The organism is Teredinibacter turnerae T7901 (assembly GCF_000023025.1).
GTDB lineage: Bacteria > Pseudomonadota > Gammaproteobacteria > Pseudomonadales > Cellvibrionaceae > Teredinibacter > Teredinibacter turnerae_B.
Genome location: NC_012997.1, coordinates 1,664,443 through 1,682,470 on the forward strand (window position 1 = coordinate 1,664,443; position 18,028 = coordinate 1,682,470).

General features: G+C 50.2%; 12 protein-coding genes and 1 tRNA gene. 12 read left to right on the forward strand and 1 reads right to left on the reverse strand.

Annotation, left to right across the window (positions count from 1 at the left end; genetic code table 11):
• Nucleotides 1-7: 7 nt before the first annotated feature.
• The 11 genes from TERTU_RS07170 to TERTU_RS07220 all read left to right on the forward strand — a co-directional run bounded on the left by TERTU_RS07170 (nt 8) and on the right by TERTU_RS07220 (nt 15,588).
• Nucleotides 8-1,996, forward strand: a complete 1,989-nt coding sequence (locus TERTU_RS07170) for a beta-ketoacyl synthase (RefSeq protein WP_080516695.1) — start codon at nt 8-10, stop codon at nt 1,994-1,996.
• A gap of 9 nt (nt 1,997-2,005) precedes the next feature.
• Complete coding sequence (locus TERTU_RS07175) at nt 2,006-2,608, forward strand: helix-turn-helix domain-containing protein (RefSeq protein WP_015817942.1); 603 nt, start codon at nt 2,006-2,008, stop codon at nt 2,606-2,608.
• A gap of 134 nt (nt 2,609-2,742) precedes the next feature.
• Nucleotides 2,743-4,905: a fatty acid oxidation complex subunit alpha FadB gene (fadB, locus tag TERTU_RS07180; RefSeq protein WP_015818783.1), complete on the forward strand. Its 2,163-nt coding sequence runs from the start codon at nt 2,743-2,745 to the stop codon at nt 4,903-4,905.
• A gap of 4 nt (nt 4,906-4,909) precedes the next feature.
• Nucleotides 4,910-6,085, forward strand: a complete 1,176-nt coding sequence (gene fadA / locus TERTU_RS07185; protein ID WP_015817011.1) for an acetyl-CoA C-acyltransferase FadA — start codon at nt 4,910-4,912, stop codon at nt 6,083-6,085.
• A 185-nt stretch (nt 6,086-6,270) separates the two neighbouring features.
• Nucleotides 6,271-6,355: transfer RNA gene (locus TERTU_RS07190), tRNA-Leu, on the forward strand.
• Nucleotides 6,356-6,398: 43 nt separating this feature from the next.
• On the forward strand, nt 6,399-7,724 hold the full coding sequence (gene tig, locus TERTU_RS07195) for a trigger factor (RefSeq protein ID WP_015817344.1): 1,326 nt from the start codon (nt 6,399-6,401) through the stop codon (nt 7,722-7,724).
• Between the two features lie 349 nt (nt 7,725-8,073).
• A complete protein-coding gene (gene clpP / locus TERTU_RS07200) occupies nt 8,074-8,718 on the forward strand; it encodes an ATP-dependent Clp endopeptidase proteolytic subunit ClpP (RefSeq protein ID WP_015817731.1) in 645 nt (214 codons plus the stop codon).
• 209 nt (nt 8,719-8,927) lie between these two features.
• On the forward strand, nt 8,928-10,217 hold the full coding sequence (clpX, locus tag TERTU_RS07205) for an ATP-dependent Clp protease ATP-binding subunit ClpX (protein WP_015820648.1): 1,290 nt from the start codon (nt 8,928-8,930) through the stop codon (nt 10,215-10,217).
• Nucleotides 10,218-10,479: 262 nt separating this feature from the next.
• Nucleotides 10,480-12,900 (forward strand): endopeptidase La, encoded by a 2,421-nt coding sequence (lon, locus tag TERTU_RS07210; RefSeq protein ID WP_015818906.1) that lies wholly within the window; start codon nt 10,480-10,482, stop codon nt 12,898-12,900.
• A 279-nt stretch (nt 12,901-13,179) separates the two neighbouring features.
• The gene (locus tag TERTU_RS07215) at nt 13,180-13,452 is read left to right on the forward strand and encodes an HU family DNA-binding protein (RefSeq protein WP_015819214.1); all 273 of its coding nucleotides are present in this window, start codon (nt 13,180-13,182) and stop codon (nt 13,450-13,452) included.
• 267 nt (nt 13,453-13,719) lie between these two features.
• Complete coding sequence (locus TERTU_RS07220; RefSeq protein WP_041590099.1) at nt 13,720-15,588, forward strand: SurA N-terminal domain-containing protein; 1,869 nt, start codon at nt 13,720-13,722, stop codon at nt 15,586-15,588.
• Nucleotides 15,589-15,656: 68 nt separating this feature from the next.
• Here the strand turns inward: TERTU_RS07220 and murI are convergent, their stop codons facing one another.
• The gene (gene murI / locus TERTU_RS07225; protein WP_015816814.1) at nt 15,657-16,508 is read right to left on the reverse strand and encodes a glutamate racemase; all 852 of its coding nucleotides are present in this window, start codon (nt 16,506-16,508) and stop codon (nt 15,657-15,659) included.
• Between the two features lie 83 nt (nt 16,509-16,591).
• On the opposite strand from murI, the gene TERTU_RS07230 reads away from it, so the two are divergent.
• Entirely contained in the window at nt 16,592-18,025 is a 1,434-nt protein-coding gene (locus TERTU_RS07230) for a DNA recombination protein RmuC (protein WP_015818758.1), read from the forward strand.
• The last annotated feature ends 3 nt before the right edge of the window (nt 18,026-18,028 follow it).

The window sequence follows — 18,028 nt, forward strand, 5'->3', positions numbered from 1 at the left end:
CGAATTAGTGGTCAGCTTGATTAATTGTACGACTGCGTGGCCAAAATGGCATCATTTGGTGTCCAAAAAGGCTTGTGTGTTTGGGGAAGCTGGGCAATACACTGTGCGCAAAAACCCTGAAGCTATTTTCGAGCCCTTTTTTATGCCTACTCCGTTACCTCTTATTGTTGGATTTGGTGGATATAACGCCGCCGGTAGAAGCTCCGGTCACCAGGCGTACCAGCGGATGATTTTCGAGAGTCTTTCAGCAGGCGACAAAGCCGCAACACTGGACTCGCTTGCCCACTTGATGGGGAGCCCGGACCTAGACCCTCAATCGGTGTTGGACGGAACCCTGATTCGAAGAATCGAATCGTCGTTTTTCGATGTGGACAACACCGCGATTGGTAAAAATATCACCTTAAAAGCCGAGTCGACATCGCCCGTGAGCTTTGATATTGCCGGTCGCGATTTGCCGCACCCGATCCCCGAGCACTGGCGTGCAGACCCGCTTGATGAAGGCGGGCGACGCTACAAAATCACTATCGACTCTGATCAGACACTGTTATTGAAGTGCCGCAGTAAAATGGCGGTTCAATCCGCTGGCCAGCTTCCTACTGGTTTCGATCCTGGCTCCCACTATCGTTCACAGCATCATCCCCGTGGCTTGCAGCTCGCTATTTTGGCTGCGAGCGATGCGGTTCAATCGATGGGTATCGATTGGCAGCGTATTGTCTCGGCGGTTGCGCCAGATGAGATTGGTGTTTACAGCAGTAGTGTAATGAGTCAGTTAGACAATACTGGCTTAGGTGGGATGATGCAGTCGCGCGCGCTTGCGAGTCGGGTGACGTCAAAGCAGCTGGCTCTCGGGTTAAACACCATGCCAGCAGATTTTATTAACGCTTATGTACTGGGTAGTGTGGGTATCACTGGCGGTATGACGGGCGCCTGTGCCACTTTTTTATATAACCTTAACCAGGGCGTTGCTGAAATAAAGTCAGGTCGTCGCAAGGTTGTGGTTGTAGGCTCCGCTGAGGCGCCTATTATTCCAGAAATTATCGACGGCTATGCCGCAATGAGTGCGCTCGCGACCGATGCTGATTTATGCAAATTGGATGGTCTTGCTGTCGGTGCAAGCCCTGATTTTCGCCGGGCCAGTCGTCCCTTTGGCGAAAACTGTGGCTTTACTCTGGCGGAATCGGCTCAGTATGTGGTGTTGATGGCGGATGACCTGGCCGTGCAGCTGGGCGCGCAAGTGTTTGGCGCGGTTCCCGGCGTTTATATCAATGCTGACGGGTTTAAAAAGTCTATTTCTGCGCCGGGCGCAGGTAATTATCTGACGATGGCAAAAGCAGTTGGTCTGGCGCGTTCGCTGTTAGGTGACGAAGCTATACAACAGCGGAGTTTTGTGCAGGCGCACGGCTCCAGTACACCGCACAACCGCACTACCGAATCCAAAATATTCGATCAGGTCGCGCGAGCATTTGGCATTGAGCATTGGCCTGTCGCAGCGGTGAAGTCATACCTTGGGCATTCCTTGGGCCCCGCCAGTGGCGATCAAATGGCGGCCACGCTCGGTGCCTTCGCGCAGGGCGTGGTGCCCGGCATCAAAACAATTGACGGTGTGGCAGACGACGTTTTTGGGGCGCGGCTACACATCTCCAACCAGGATATTGACCTGGGATGCGGTAACATCGACGTTGCGTTCCTGAACTCGAAAGGTTTTGGTGGAAACAATGCGACTGCCACAGTGCTGTCACCGACTGTTGTTAACCGCTATCTAGAGCGCCATTATTCCGGTGGTCAATGGACCGCTTTTCAGGATAAACAGGTGCAGAGCCGAGACGATGCAGCACGCTATTTAGCCGCGGCCGACAAAGGTGATTTACGCCCGATATACGAGTTCGGGACTCGGGTGATCGATGAAGAGGAAATCTCGATCAGCAATACCGAAATAACACTCCCCGGTTTCGCTAATCCCGTCAGCTTGGGAGATAACGAGGGGTATGACTTTTAAGGAGCCATCATGGAAGAGCAATCTCCGCAAGCAGTTCTGTCGGAGCAAACGGCGGTTTCCGCCAACAATCGACTCGGCGAGCGGCTGCAGGCGGTTCGCAAGCAGCACGGACTTTCCCAGCGGGAGTTGGCGCGTCGGGCAGAGGTGACTAACAGTACTTTGTCAATGATCGAGCAGGGCAAGGTGAGCCCGTCGGTCGCATCTCTAGAGAAAGTGCTTTCTGCAATCCCCATGACTCTGCAGGAGTTTTTTTCAGATACATTGGAGATTTTGCCGCCTATTTACCGGGCGGCGGATTTTCTTTCTATTCGCAAAGATGGCACCGAAAATCTTATTATGCCGCTGCCGGAGGCGGGGCATGATGGGGTTTACCTCTCGCGCCAAACATACAGCCCTGGCAGCCAGATTTCGACTGAATGGATGATCCGCAAGGGATTCGTCGGCGGTATTGTTGTCGAAGGTGAATTGGTATTGCGCCTTGACGGCAATGAATATCAGTTGGGTGTTGGCGAAGGCTTCCACTTTTCACTTCATCGCTCACACAGTCTGGCCAATCAGTCTGCCCACGACTGCGTTGTTATTACGGTATCTTTTAGCGATCGCCGAGCCTAGCACACTCCCCGGCAACCCGCCGGTGGGGGTGCTATGATCGTTTACGACAGACGTTTCAAGCGAATTTTTCACTGCACGGTGCTACCAGCGAATTTAAGGTATGGCACTGCAGCAACTACCTGTTCGAGGTGAGCATGATTTTCGATGGCAAGGCGTTCAAGTTGATCCCCCTAGAGGATGGAATTGTGGAACTGCAATTCGATTTACAGGGTGAGTCGGTTAACAAATTTAGTATGCAGGCCATGGCCGAGCTGGGCGATGCGCTGGATATATTGGAGAGCCACCCAGGTTTGTCAGGCCTGCTTTTCAGTAGTGCGAAAGAGGTGTTTATTGTTGGTGCCGATATCAATGAATTCGGCAAAGTATTTGCCGGGGGCACCGATGCAGTAAAGGCGTATAACGGCAAAACCAATGCGCTGTTTTCCCGCTTGGAAGATCTTCCGGTACCGACTGTTGTCGCGATCAATGGCTATTGTCTGGGCGGCGGTATGGAGATCAGTCTCGCCTGCGATTTTCGAATTTTAAGTCACAAAGCCAAAATCGGGCTGCCTGAAACCAAGCTTGGTATTATTCCGGGCTGGGGTGGAACGGTCCGCTTGCCGCGCCTGGCGGGTCTTGATGTTGCGATTGACTGGATCGCCTCTGGCAAGGATCAGCGACCAGATGCTGCGCTGCGGGCGGGCGTCGCCGATGGCGTGGTCGCACCGGAAAAACTGCATGACGCAGCAATTAAAGTTTTGCGCGATGCCATCTCGGGTTCATTGCCTTATCTTCCCCGACGGCAGCTGAAAAAGTCCCCTCTTCGAATCAATGATACGGAGGGCCTGCTCGCGTTTGAAGGCGCGAAGATGTTTATTAAAGGGCAGGCGGGCCGCCATTATCCCGCGCCGGTAGCGGCAGTTCAATCAATGCAGAATGGCGCCAAACTGGAGCGGGACGCTGCGCTGGCGGTAGAGACGGAGCTGTTTGCCGAACTCGCTCAAGGGCCGGTGGCTGAGAGCCTCGTTGGCCTGTTTCTTAACGATCAGCTTCTCGGTAAAAAAGCCAAGTCGTTTATCAAGTCCGCGCCGGGCGAAGTAAAAAAAGCGGCGGTGCTTGGCGCAGGTATCATGGGTGGCGGCATAGCCTACCAAAGTGCTTATAAAGGCACACCGGTCGTAATGAAAGATATCGCCACCCAGGGGTTGGATCTCGGCATGGCAGAGGCGGCGAAGCTGCTTAATAAACAGGTTACGCGGGGCCGTATCGACACAGCCAAGATGGCCGAGGTCCTCAACAGAATTCAACCTACCCTGAGTTACGAAGGGTTCGGAGCGGTCGATATTGTCGTCGAAGCTGTTGTTGAGAATCCAAATATCAAGCACGCGGTGCTCACGGAAGTAGAGAAACACCTCTCGGACACCGCCGTACTCTGCTCGAACACCTCGACGATCTCCATTGATTTTCTCGCTGAGCCTCTGCAGCGGCCGCAGAACTTTTGCGGTATGCACTTCTTTAACCCCGTACACGCCATGCCTCTCGTTGAGGTTATACGCGGCACGCACACCTCTGATTCTGCAGTTGCCACCACGGTGGCCTATGCCAGCGCGCTAGGTAAAAAACCGGTGGTGGTTAAAGATTGCCCTGGGTTTCTGGTAAACCGTGTGCTCTTCCCCTATTTCGCGGGTTTTGCAATGCTTTTGCGTGACGGCGCAGATTTTCAAAAGGTTGATAAGGTAATGGAGCGGTGGGGCTGGCCCATGGGGCCTGCGTATCTGCTTGACGTTGTGGGGATCGATACGGGCGTACACGCCGAATCGGTGATGGCTGAAGGCTTTCCTGACCGCATGGGCAAGTCCTTCAAGGCTGCCAGCGATGTTTTGTTTGAGGCAGGCCGTTTGGGACAGAAAAACGAAAAGGGCTTCTACAACTACGCTCCAGATAAAAAGGGTAAGCCGCAGAAAGTACCTACCGAAGAAAGCTATGAGCTACTCAAACCTCATTGCGCGGCATTAAGGGACTTTACTGATGAAGATATCATCGCGCGGATGATGATACCCATGGTGACCGAGATGGCCCGATGTCTCGAGGAAGGAATTGTCGCCTCGGTGGCCGAGGCGGATATGGCTCTGGTCTATGGTTTAGGGTTTCCGCCGTTCCGTGGTGGGGTTTTCCGTTGGATAGATCAAGCTGGCGCCAAAGTCATTGCAGAGATGGCGTCGTCCTGCGAAACGCTTGGTCCTCTATACCAACTCACGCCCGGGCTGCAAAAGATTGTGGAAACTGGCCAAACTTATTATCCAAAAGCCGAGGTGTAACGCGATGAGTTTACAAGCGAGAGATGTAGTAATTGTCGATTATGCCCGCAGCCCTATGGGGCGCTCCAAAAATGGTTGCTTCCGCTTTTTGCGTGCGGATGACATGAGCGCTCAATTGGTGAAGACGCTAGTCACACGAAACGATGCCTTGGACCCCGCCGAAATCGATGATCTTCTTTGGGGGTGTGTTATGCAGCGGGGTGAGCAGGGTTTCAACCTGGGTCGCAATGTCGGCTTGTTGGCTGGTCTGCCACACACGGTGCCTGGGCAGACAATTAATCGTTTATGCGGCTCATCCATGTCTGCGCTGCATACCGCCGCGGCCAATATCATGGCGGGGTTGGGCGATGTCTATGTGGTTGGCGGGGTAGAGCACATGGGGCATATCGATATGAACGAGGGTGTCGATATCAACCCGGCAATGGGGCACACGGTGGCTAAGGCTGCTGGTTCTATGGGCATGACGGCCGAGTTTTTGGCCTTGCTGCATGGTATTTCACGGGAGCAGATGGATGCGTTCGGCGCGCGGTCCCATCAACGCGCTGCGGCGGCAACCGCTGCCGGAAAGTTTAAACGGGAAATTGTGCCCATGCGTGGGCACGACTCTGACGGTACCCCCTTCACGGTGGTCGATGACGAGACGATTCGGGCGGATACCACGGTTGAGGTGCTCGCGACCCTGAAACCGGTGTTCAACCCCAAGGGTGGGACCGTCACTGCTGGAACCTCCTCGCAAATCACCGATGGCGCTTCAGGCATGCTGGTGATGTCGGCTGAAAAAGCGAAAGCATTGGGTTTGGCGCCTATCGCCAAAATCCGCGCGATGACATTAGCTGGCGTGGACCCGTCCATCATGGGCTATGGCCCGGTGCCTTCTACCCAGAAGGCGTTGAAACAGCTCGGTATGTCAATTGGCGATATTGATGCGATAGAGCTTAACGAAGCTTTTGCTGCGCAATCTTTGCCAGTGCTTAAAGACCTCGATCTCCTGGAAAGCATGGACGAAAAGGTCAACCTATATGGTGGCGCTATTGCGTTGGGGCACCCGTTTGGTTGCTCGGGTACGCGAATTACCGGAACGCTCCTGTCTGTGATGCAGGAAGAAGACAAATCTCTTGGTGTCGCGACTATGTGTATTGGTTTGGGGCAGGGTATTACGACGATACTCGAGCGCGTATAGCCCCACCTGCGGGTCGATTTTGGCCCGCATCACAGTCCAAAACAGTTTTGTTGTTGAACCCCTTAATGGACTGTGGCACAATTGCCACCCTTCAAACTGACCCACCTCAAGAAACCGTTTAATTGTCCTTTAAAAACAATAGCTTACGGAAGTGAGGTCAGAAAAATTGTAGCTTGTGAAGCAACGCGGTCGTGGCGGAATTGGTAGACGCGCTGGGTTTAGGTTCCAGTGCCGCAAGGTGTGAGAGTTCGAGTCTCTCCGACCGCACCACACTCTATTTTGAAATCTATCTGCAAATTGTAAGAGGAACGAAATGCAAGTTTCTATCGAAACGACTTCCGGTTTGGAGCGTCGATTAACTGTTGGTATTCCCGCCGAGATAATCGATCAGGAAGTAGAAAAGCGTCTTAAGCAGGCCGCTAAAACCGTCAGAATCAATGGTTTTCGCAAAGGCAAAGTTCCTTTTAAAGTTGTCAAGCAGCGTTTTGGTGAAGGCGTTCGTCAGGAAGTGTTGGGCGATACCATCCAGCGCAGCTTTTACGACGCGGTTCGCCAGGAATCTGTGCGCCCTGCCGGTCAGCCTAGTATCGAGCCAAAGCAGATGGATGAAGGTAAGGATGTTGAATACATCGCCACCTTCGAAGTCTACCCAGAAGTTGAGTTAAAAGAACTCGACAACATCGAAATTACCCGCTACGACGCGGAAATCACCGACGCAGACATCGACAAAATGGTCGAGACACTGCAAAAAGGTCAGTCCTCTTGGGAGCCCGTTAAGCGCAAGTCGAAAAAAGGTGACAAAGTCACTATCGATTTTCTGGGCAAAATTGATGGCGAAGCCTTTGATGGCGGAGAAGCAAAAGGGCATCAATTGGAGCTTGGTTCCGGCAGTATGATTCCTGGCTTCGAAAAAGGCATTACTGGCATGAAGGCTGGCGAAACACAGCCGATTAACGTGACTTTTCCAGATGATTATCACGTCGAAGATTTGCGCAGTAAAGATGCAGAGTTTGAAATCACCGTTCACGAAGTGCTCGGCGAAAAGCTGCCTAAGCTCGACGAAGAATTTTATGCCAAATTTGGCGTAACCGAAGGTGGAGAAGAGAAGTTCCGCGAAGAGGTTAAGTCTAATATGGAGCGTGAGAAGCAGCGTGCTATCAAGGCTAAAGTAAAAGAGCAGGTAATGAATGCGTTGCTCGAGTCAAATTCGGTCGATCTGCCCGCTGCGTTGGTACAGAGCGAAATTGGTGCAATGCGTCAACAGATGGTTCAGCAATACGGTCAGAGCGCGCAGAACCTGGATCTTCAGGCGCTGTTGCCGGACGATATGTTCAAAGCTCAGGCTGAGCGACGCACAGCGCTGGCGCTGATTGTTTCCGAAGTAGTGAAAAAATATGAAGTGAAGGCAGACAAGGATATTGTTCGCTCCTTGATCGAAGAGGCCGCTTCGACCTATGAAGACCCTCAGGAAGTGATCAACTACTACTACAGCAACGAGCAACTGTTGGCGAATGTCGAGGCTGCTGCGCTGGAAGAGAAGGTTGTTGAATTGCTGCTCGAAAAAGCGACTGTTACGGATGCAACAGTGAGCTACGACGAAGTGATCAAGCCGCAAGAGCCTCAAGCAGAAGAAGCCTGATCTGTAACGATCTAAAAAAACCCCTCCTCGGAGGGGTTTTTTTTTGACTGGGGTTGAAATAAGGCATTGCGCACTCCAAATTTAGTGCTGATAGGTGGGCGTGAAACGCTCATTCTGGCGGTTTTGTAGGCGTTTTCAGGATTTTTTTGCGTCGCCGTGGAATCAAGGCGTTGTAACCGAGTTAACTCGCCTTATAATGAATTTTAGCTAAGAAAACAGGTATGCCTGCTGTCACCGCCTCGTTTGTTCGCTGACTCAAAGTTTGTCGGCAGTACCAAATAATTGTTGTCGGCCGTTTTTCCATGGGCCCGCATACCGATCCAAATCATAATTGTCACGGAATTCTCTGATGTCTCAATTTAATCCTATGGGTGGACAATCCACTACAATTCAAAGCTCCCTGGTGCCTATTGTTGTAGAACAAACTGCGCGGGGAGAGCGCTCCTACGATATCTATTCCCGACTGCTCAAAGAGCGGGTCATTTTTCTGGTGGGGCAGGTCGAAGACCATATGGCCAACCTGGTAGTGGCGCAATTGTTATTCCTCGAGGCGGAAAATCCCGATAAGGATATCCACCTTTATATTAATTCTCCGGGCGGCTCCGTCACTGCGGGCATGTCGATATACGACACTATGCAATTTATTAAGCCCGACGTTAGTACTATGTGTATTGGTCAGGCGTGCAGCATGGGTTCATTCTTGTTGTCTGCTGGTGCCACTGGCAAACGATTCTGTTTGCCCAATGCGCGCACCATGATTCACCAGCCGTCTGGTGGCGCTCAGGGGCAAGCGAGCGATATTCATATCCATGCCCAGGAGATCCTGAAAATCCGGGCTCGCCTGAACGAGATCATGGCGAAGCACACCGGCAAGTCGGTCGAAGAGGTCGCTCGCGATACCGAGCGGGACAACTTTATGAGCGCGGAAGAGTCGAAAGCCTATGGTTTGGTTGACGACGTACTCTATCAGCGCGTACCTGAGGAAAGTAAGTAAACCTTGTTGGCTGATTAATTGCATTGGTCTTTGCTCAGTTGACACTCACGCTAAACCGTGGACACAATAAGCTCAGACCTTCAGCCGCAAGGCTACTTTAGCCAAATTTGCGCTAGACTTTGCTAGACAAGGGCGACGGCTTGGGTCTGTCGCCAACAAGTGCAGTTTTGGCGTTAAGACGAAGAACAAGATTCAGTTGGAGACGATGAATGTCCGACAATGGTAATGACAACGAAGATAGCGGCAAACTGCTGTATTGTTCGTTTTGTGGCAAAAGTCAGCACGAAGTTCGCAAGCTGATCGCAGGGCCATCAGTATTCATTTGCGACGAATGTGTGGACTTGTGTAACGACATCATTCGCGAAGAAATTCAGGAAAACACACCAGAAGGGAACGGTGACAAGCTGCCCGTACCTATCGATATCTCTGCGACACTGGACGAGTACGTGATCGGTCAGCAGGACGCAAAGAAAGTGCTCGCGGTAGCGGTTTACAACCACTACAAGCGGCTGCGTGTTGGTGACAAGAAAAAGGGTAAAGACGAGGTTGAACTGGGCAAGAGCAACATTCTTTTGGTCGGACCAACCGGTAGCGGTAAAACGCTTTTGGCTGAAACCCTAGCCCGCTTGCTCAATGTGCCTTTCACTATCGCAGATGCGACGACACTTACCGAGGCAGGGTACGTTGGTGAGGACGTTGAGAACATCATTCAGAAGCTTCTTCAGAAGTGTGATTACGACGTCGAAAAAGCGCAGCAGGGCATTGTTTATATTGATGAAATCGACAAGATTTCACGTAAATCGGACAACCCCTCCATAACGCGCGATGTGTCTGGTGAGGGCGTTCAGCAGGCGTTGCTGAAGCTGATTGAAGGCACAATTGCATCTGTCCCACCGCAAGGTGGCCGTAAGCATCCACAGCAAGAGTTTTTGCAGGTAGATACCTCCAATATTCTGTTTATTTGCGGCGGTGCATTCGCGGGTCTCGACAAGATTATTCGTGATCGCTCCGAAAAGGGTGGCATTGGCTTCAGCGCTGAAGTCAAAAGTAAAGATGGCAGTAAAAATGTTGGTGAAACGCTCAAAGACCTCGAGCCGGAAGATTTGGTGCGCTATGGGTTGATTCCAGAGTTTGTCGGTCGTTTACCTGTGATAGCCACCTTGGACGAATTGGACAAAGAAGCGTTGGTAACCATTTTACGGGAGCCGAAGAATTCGCTGGTTAAACAGTACGCCAAGCTGTTTGAAATGGAAAATGTCGAAGTCGATTTTCGTGCGGATGCCTTGGAAGCTGTTGCGGAAAAAGCCATGGTTCGGAAAACCGGAGCACGTGGTTTGCGATCTATTATGGAAAATGTACTGTTAGATACCATGTACAAACTGCCATCCGAAGAGAATGTAGTTAAAGTGGTTGTCGACGATTCGGTAATACGCGGAGAATCCGCGCCGCTATTGGTATATGGGAACTCTGAGTCGGCGGTCGCTGTACCAGAAGACTGATCTTTTTCGGGTTTCCTAGTGGATTGGAATGTAGAGAAAGGGCGCTTTTAGAGCGCCTTTTTTTTGCTGGGCTTGTTTTTCTGGTGAATTGCCCAAAATACTGTTCGGTAAAGTTGTACAGAGTAGTGCTGAGACCGGTCACTAATAACGCTAAAAAAGACATAACAATATTATGTCAGTGCGCGACCTGCCTTTTTTATTCGCCGCTCGACTGCATCGCTACAGGTGTTACGACCTGTTCATAGATTATTCGAGGTCCATTATGGAAATATCAGACGAAAAAACCACCGAGAACATGCTGCCGTTATTGCCGCTTAGAGATGTGGTTGTCTACCCACATATGGTGATACCGCTGTTTGTTGGCCGAGCCAAGTCCATCGCTGCGCTCGAGCGCGCAATGGCCGAAGACAAGCAAATCCTGTTAGTGGCTCAGAAGCATGCGGCTGTTGATGAGCCGGGAATCGACGATCTCTACAGCTTCGCTACTGTCGCCGCTGTGCTGCAGTTATTGAAGTTGCCTGATGGTACGGTAAAGGTACTAGTGGAAGGGCGACAGCGCGCAGAGGTGTTGTCAATAAACGAGGTGGAGGACTATTTCTCCGCAGAAATTTCGGTGGTTGATGCCGGCGAGGAAGATGGGCGCGATGTTGATGTTCTTACCCGTTCGCTGTTATCCCGCTTTGAACAGTATGTGAACATCAGTAAAAAAGTACCTGCTGAGGTGATGACCTCGCTGAGTGGTATAGACGAGCCCGGGCGGCTCGCCGATACGGTTGCGGCTCATATGAGCCTTGAACTTGCTCAGAAGCAGGAAATCCTCGAAATCGCCTCTGTACGTGATCGGCTTGAGCATCTGATTGGTCTCATGGAAGCTGAGGCCGACCTCTACCAGGTTGAGAAGCGCATCCGCGGCCGCGTTAAGAAGCAAATGGAGAAGAGTCAACGTGAGTACTATCTGAATGAGCAAATGAAAGCGATTCAGAAAGAGCTCGGGGAGATGGGTGAGGAAGTCAGTGAAGGTGAAGAGCTAGAGCGAAAAATCGCTGATGCTGGCATGACCAAGGAGGCCGAAGAGAAGGCGAAGGCCGAGCTGAACAAGCTGAAAATGATGTCGCCAATGTCGGCTGAAGCTTCTGTAGTGCGCGCGTACATTGATTGGATAGTAAATCTTCCGTGGAAAAAACGCAGCAAAGTTCGACACGACCTTGAACGAGCATCAGGCATTCTGGAGGCTGATCACTACGGATTAGACGAGGTGAAAGAGCGAATCCTAGAATATCTGGCTGTTCAAAAAAGAGTCAAAAAAGTGAAGGGCCCGATACTTTGTCTCGTTGGTCCTCCCGGTGTAGGTAAAACCTCATTGGGAGAATCTATCGCTCGGGCTACCAATCGCAAATTTGTACGTATGGCGCTTGGGGGCGTGCGGGATGAAGCTGAAATCCGCGGGCATAGACGAACTTATATCGGCTCTATGCCGGGCAAGCTTATTCAAAAAATGTCCAAAGCAGGCGTTTCCAACCCTCTATTCTTGTTGGACGAAATTGACAAGATGGGGATGGATCACCGGGGAGATCCTGCCTCGGCCCTGTTGGAAGTACTAGACCCTGAGCAGAATTCCCACTTCAACGATCATTACCTTGAGGTTGATTACGATCTATCTGACGTAATGTTCGTGTGCACGTCAAATACGATGAATATTCCTGGCCCTTTGCTTGATCGTATGGAAGTGATACGAATTCCGGGCTATACAGAAGATGAGAAAGTTAACATTGCTTCGCGTTACCTGTTGCCGAAGCAGATGAAAAACAACGGTCTCAAGAAAGACGAAGTCGCACTGGATGACGCTACTATTCTCGATGTCATCCGTTATTACACCCGTGAAGCGGGGGTAAGGGGCTTGGATCGCGAAATTGCAAAAATTTGCCGCAAGGTGGTCACCAAAAATGTGAAGGCGAACTCTCACGATGTGAACACTGTTTCGCCAGATCAACTGGAAGACTATTTGGGTGTACGCAAAACCGATTACGGTAAAGCCGAGCAGGAAAACCAGATTGGTCAGGTGACGGGTTTGGCTTGGACTCAAGTGGGCGGTGAGCTGCTTACGATTGAGGCAAGTGCAGTCAAAGGTAAAGGGCGTTTGGTGAAGACAGGTTCGCTTGGGGACGTTATGCAGGAGTCTATTCAGGCCGCAATGACGGTGGTTAGGTCCCGAGCGCAGTTTTTAGGGATTCCCCCAGAATTCAATGAAAAACGTGATTTACACATTCATGTGCCAGAAGGGGCAACCCCAAAAGATGGCCCAAGCGCAGGTATTGCTATGTGTACCGCGTTGGTTTCTGTATTCACCGATATTCCAGTGCGCGCGGACGTGGCAATGACCGGGGAAATTACCCTGCGGGGAGAAGTATTAAAGATTGGTGGTCTAAAGGAAAAGCTGCTAGCAGCGCATCGCGGCGGAATTAAAACCGTGATTATTCCAGAGGGAAATGCGGCTGATTTACGAGATATTCCAGACAATATTAAAGAAGATCTAACTATCAAGCCCGTTAAGTGGATTGACCAGGTTTTGCAGGACGCGCTCCAGTATATGCCCAAGCCCTTTAGTGACGAAGAGTACAAAGAGCTGGAAGAGGCGCAAGCAAGTAAGGATGCGAATAAAGAGAGCCGTATTAGTACACATTGAGAACTATCTGCTGGTTAGTAAATCGTAGATAGTCAAGCAGTTTATGCTGGTTTGTACGATTTGCAGCCATATAAACCCTTGATTGGCAAATAATGTATTTGATTCTTGACCGGTCAAGGGGCAGTTGGTATAAATCGCAATTCTTCGCGAAACGTCGCAAGGTCCCAAAAATAGCGGGCTGGCGGGAAGTTTAGGTGGAAACCGACTACCCTTCATAAGCGAATGCGTAGGAACGAATTTGAGTTGTAATTTGAAACAAAATATAAAGAGGGGATAAAAGTGAATAAATCTGAACTGGTAGAAGCGATTGCAGCGTCTGCAGATATTTCTAAAGCAGCAGCTGGCCGAGCACTAGACGCTGTAACGGAATCTATCGCAAATGCCCTCAAAGAAGGCGACCAGGTTGCTTTGGTAGGTTTCGGTACCTTTTTGGTGAAAGAGCGCGCAGCTCGCACCGGCCGTAACCCACAGACTGGTGACCCAATTGAGATTGCTGCCGCAAAAATCCCAAGCTTTAAAGCGGGTAAAGCGCTTAAAGACGCAGTAAACTAAGAAACCAAAATAACTACAGTTCCAAAACTCTATCGATATTGTCAATTGCCGGCCTTAATATTTTCTGTATTTGTGAGTTCAAAGCGATAGATCACTCGGTCTTATAACGCTGCACTTAAAGACTGTTGGGGCAAACAGGAATTGTAAAAAAATAATTAGAAACAACACATCTAGGTGCGGTTAAATTTGGAAACTGTAGAACAATAAAGGCGCGGTAAACTAGCGCCTTTTTTTGTGTGTGTTTCAGCGTAATTTTCGAGGTTGGTTATGCTTCAGAGTGTTAGAGACAATCTAAAGGGAACGATTGTCAGTGTGATCGTTATCCTGTTTTTTATTCTCCCGATGGTGATCACCGGCGTGGGTAGCTCGTTTTTGGGGTCAGTTGCTGGCACCGATGCGGCTGTTGTGGATGGACGCTCAATTACAAAGAAAGAGTTGAGTCGTGAAATATATATGCAGAAACAGCGTTTACTCGCGCAACAGGGAGTCGACCCTTCTGCAGACTATTTAAAAGATGAAAACCTTGCCCAGCCAGTGTTAGAGCGATTGACTCGCAAAGCAGCAGTTCTGGCAGCGGCTGAAAAAGGCGGTATGGCCGTTTCTGAGAAGTCCATCAACGGGGCTATTGTTGGCCAAGAGGAATTCAAGGTAGACGGTAAGTTCAGCTCGCAGCAGTATCGCTCGCTTCTCGCCCGGGTGGGGCTTACCCCTGCGGCCTATAAAGCCGCGACCGCAGAAGAGATGATGCTGGGGCAATTGAATAAAGGTTTGGAGCTATCGAGCTTTGTAACTGAAAAAGAGAAAAGCGAAATCATTGCCATTATTAACGAAAAGCGTTCGTTTTTTACTGTAAAAATTCCTGCTGATGACCTCGCTGACTCAATTGAAGTTACCGATGCAGAGATAGCTGCCTACTACCAGGCAAATGAGGCCGAATTCCGCGAGCCGGAAAAACTCTCTGTGGATTATATCGAGCTCTCTGTTAATAGTATTGCAGCGACAGTTACAGTGGACGAGGCAGATGTTCGTTCGCAATACGAACAAGAAGCGGAAAGCTTTGATGCAACCCCAGAGCTAACCGTGGCTCATATTCTGCTTGAGGAAGATTCTTCCGCGAAGTTGACCGAAGTGCAGGCAAAACTTGCTGCCGGTGACGAGTTCGCCGATGTGGCTAAGGCCTACTCAGACGATGCCGGTTCTCGAGATCAGGGCGGTGAATTGGGTGTCTTGGTTGCTGGCGCTTTTCCTGAGGCTTTCGAGTCTGCGGCACGTGAACTCGGCGAGGGCGAGGTGTCAGGTCCTGTTAAGACCGATTCTGGTACGCACTTCATTAAAGTATTGAAGAAAGACGTTCCCGAAGTACCCAGTTTTGAATCCCGTAAGGCTGCTATCGAGCGTAGCTTGAAAGTAGCAAAGGCAGAGGGAATCTATCTTTCTGAGATGGAAAAACTTGACGAACTTACATTTGGTGCGCCCGATTTGTCTGGTGCTGCGAAAGAGTTGGGTATAGAAGTCAAAACCACTCAGCCCTTCCAGCGCAATACCGGCCTTGGCGTTGCTGGAAACCCCGAAGTTCGCAACGCAGCGTTTGGTGATGAGGTTTTGATCGATAACCGAAATAGTCAAGTTATTGAACTGGCCGGCAATAGGGCGCTGGTCGTGCGTAAGAACACGCATTCGCCTGAACATATCAAGCCGTTGGAGGAGGTAAAAGAGCAGGTTGTTAGCAAGCTTACTGAAAGCAAGTTGAACGATCTACTCGAGGAAAAAGCTGAGACGTTTATTGCAGAGGCGAAATCGTCCGAGGATCTTAATGCGCTAGCGGAGAGTTCTGGCTACGCTTACGCAATGTTTGAAGATGTCTCTCGCTCGGATCCAGTCAGTGACCCAGCTACCCGAAACACGGTTTTTTCCATGCCACTGATAGAAGGTGAGACCGCGTTTGACGCAAGCCCGGTTCGCGATGGAGGCTACCAAGTCGTAGGCGTGGTGAAAAAGTCTGCTGGTACTGCCGATGATATGGAGCCAACGCAAGTCGCGGGTTTGGCTACACAGCTCTCTAGAGAAAACAGTCGCTTCGAAGGCAGTGCTTTTGAATCAGAAGTTGTCGCCAACGCAGATATAAAAATACATTAATTTTAATGTTTCCTAAAAACCCCTGGTGGACTTGTTCACCGGGGGTTTTCTATTTTAGGTGGTGTAGTTTATATCAGCGGTAAATGGAGTATGTCGTACTGTGGCAATGCCTCTTGCAGTAAGTAGCTGGCGTAGGTCTTGTATGGCGGTGCGTCGTTGGCGGAATGTGCTGCTATGAAAGTAATTTTTGAATGGCTGTGGTCACGCTGTCCGAGCTTTTGCAGTAAGTGATGAACGCGATTAGCGATAGCCGATCCAGAGTCGACCCAGGAAATGGACTCGCAAGAGGGAAGCGCTTTAAAGTAAGGCAGGAGTAGAGGAAAATGAGTGCACGCAAGTACTATTGTATCGACAGATCCAGCTGTTGATTTAGTTCTGAGCTTGCCTAATTCTTCTATGAGTATGCCCGTATCGGGTTTTGTGCCTTGTAGCAATTGTTCAGCGCATACCACCAGGGGGTTACTCCCGTGGGTGACGACTTCATGATTACCTGCGAAATCCTCGATCAACTGCCGTGTGTAGTCGCGGTTTACAGTTGCCGGCGTGGCTAACAAGCCGATAACTCCTGTGCGGGTAATTGATGCTGCGGGCTTTATCGCCGGTACGACTCCCACAAACTCTACGGTGGGATAGCGCGCTCTAAGTGCGCGTAGAGCGAGTGTACTGGCTGTGTTGCAAGCGAGTACGACTATGTCTGGTTGCCGTTGGCTGAGGCAGTTACCAACAAGAGATACCAATCTGCGGATTAAAACATCGTCTGGCATGGTGCCGTATGGAAAACCAGCAATATCGGCGAAGTAGTCCATACTCACATCCGGGTTGCGGTGCAATATCTCGCGCGCCACGGTGAGCCCGCCAGCACCAGAGTCCAGAACGAGTATACGAGCGTTTTTAGAGGCAAGCGTGGGTTTTACTGGCATGGAACCGCTGGGGTTTTTACCCCAGTCATGTAGAATATCAACGATCTCAAATCATACCAAAACCTAGAGTACAACCCTACTTAATGTTCGATATTTCTCAACCGCAGTTTCTTCATCTTTTATATGCGTTCCTTGCTGGCATCGCATTTGTTATGCCGCTGTCCGTTTTGGTTTTCTGGGTTCGGCTCGCCGCGCGCGAAAAATCAATAGTTGAGGAACTGCAGCTGTCAAAAGACGCTGATGAGCGAGCCCAAATTGATTCTCTCCACCAAAAAGATATCGCGATTGCACGCCTGGAAGCCGAGCTGGAGAGTACTCGCCTGTCCGTCGGAGCCCTGCGTGAAGAACTGAGTGAAGCGAAGGAATATCGAAGTAAATATGTGCAAATGGAAACGCGGTTTGAGGAGCAACGAGAGCGTCTTGACAAGGAAAAATCGTTGTTGGAAGAAGCGCGAGAAAAGTTGTTCCGCGAGTTTGAATTGTCCGCAAATAAGCTTTTCGAGACTAAGCAGGAAAAATTCACTGTTAATACACGCCAAAATATGGAATCTATCCTTTCGCCGTTCAAAGAACAGCTGAAGGCTTTCAACCAACGGGTAGAGGATGTATATCACAAAGAAAATTCGCAGCGAAACCAGTTGGTAGGACAGATAGCAGAGCTACAGAAGCAGACGCAAAAAATCAGTAGTGAAGCAAATAACCTTGCGGCCGCGCTTAAGGGAGACAATAAAACTCAGGGTAATTGGGGCGAAATTGTTCTGGAGCGACTTCTCGAACAATCTGGCTTGCAAAAAGGTAGTGAGTACGAAACACAACGCCAATATTCAAGTGAAGAAGGACGGCGGTTTAGGCCTGATGTGATCGTTCACCTGCCGGAAGGCAAGGATATTGTTATTGATGCGAAAGTTTCGCTAACCGACTATGAGCGCTACTGTCAGCTGGAGGATCGTGCAGAGCAGGAAAGTGCGTTAAAAAAACATGTGGATTCATTGCGTGCTCATATAAAGGGGTTGTCGCTCAAAAATTACGAGCAACTGGAAGGTGTTCGCACGCTGGATTTCGTTTTTATTTTTATCCCTATTGAAGCTGCATATATAGCAGCAATGCAATTCGCACCTGGCTTGTTCAAAGAGGGGTACGACAGAAATATTGTGCTCGTCAGCCCTTCCAGCTTAATGGTTGCATTACGCACAGTGGAAACTCTTTGGCGATACGAAAAACAAAACAAAAACGCGGAAAAAATTGCCGAAAGTGCTGGCAAGCTTTACGACCAGTTTGTGCTGCTTATCAGCGCAATGGAAGAAGTCGGTCAGTATATTGGTAAAACCTCTCAGTCGTATGACAAGGCGATAAAGCGCTTGAGCACAGGGCGCGGTAATCTTGTAAAACGGGCAGAAGATTTACGTGTGCTAGGTGCGAAAACCAGCCGCCAGCTTCCAGATCATTTAAAAGATGACGCAGGAGATTCTGCACTGGAGCTTGAGAACAGTCCGGGTAACACATCGAAAGAGGAGTAAATT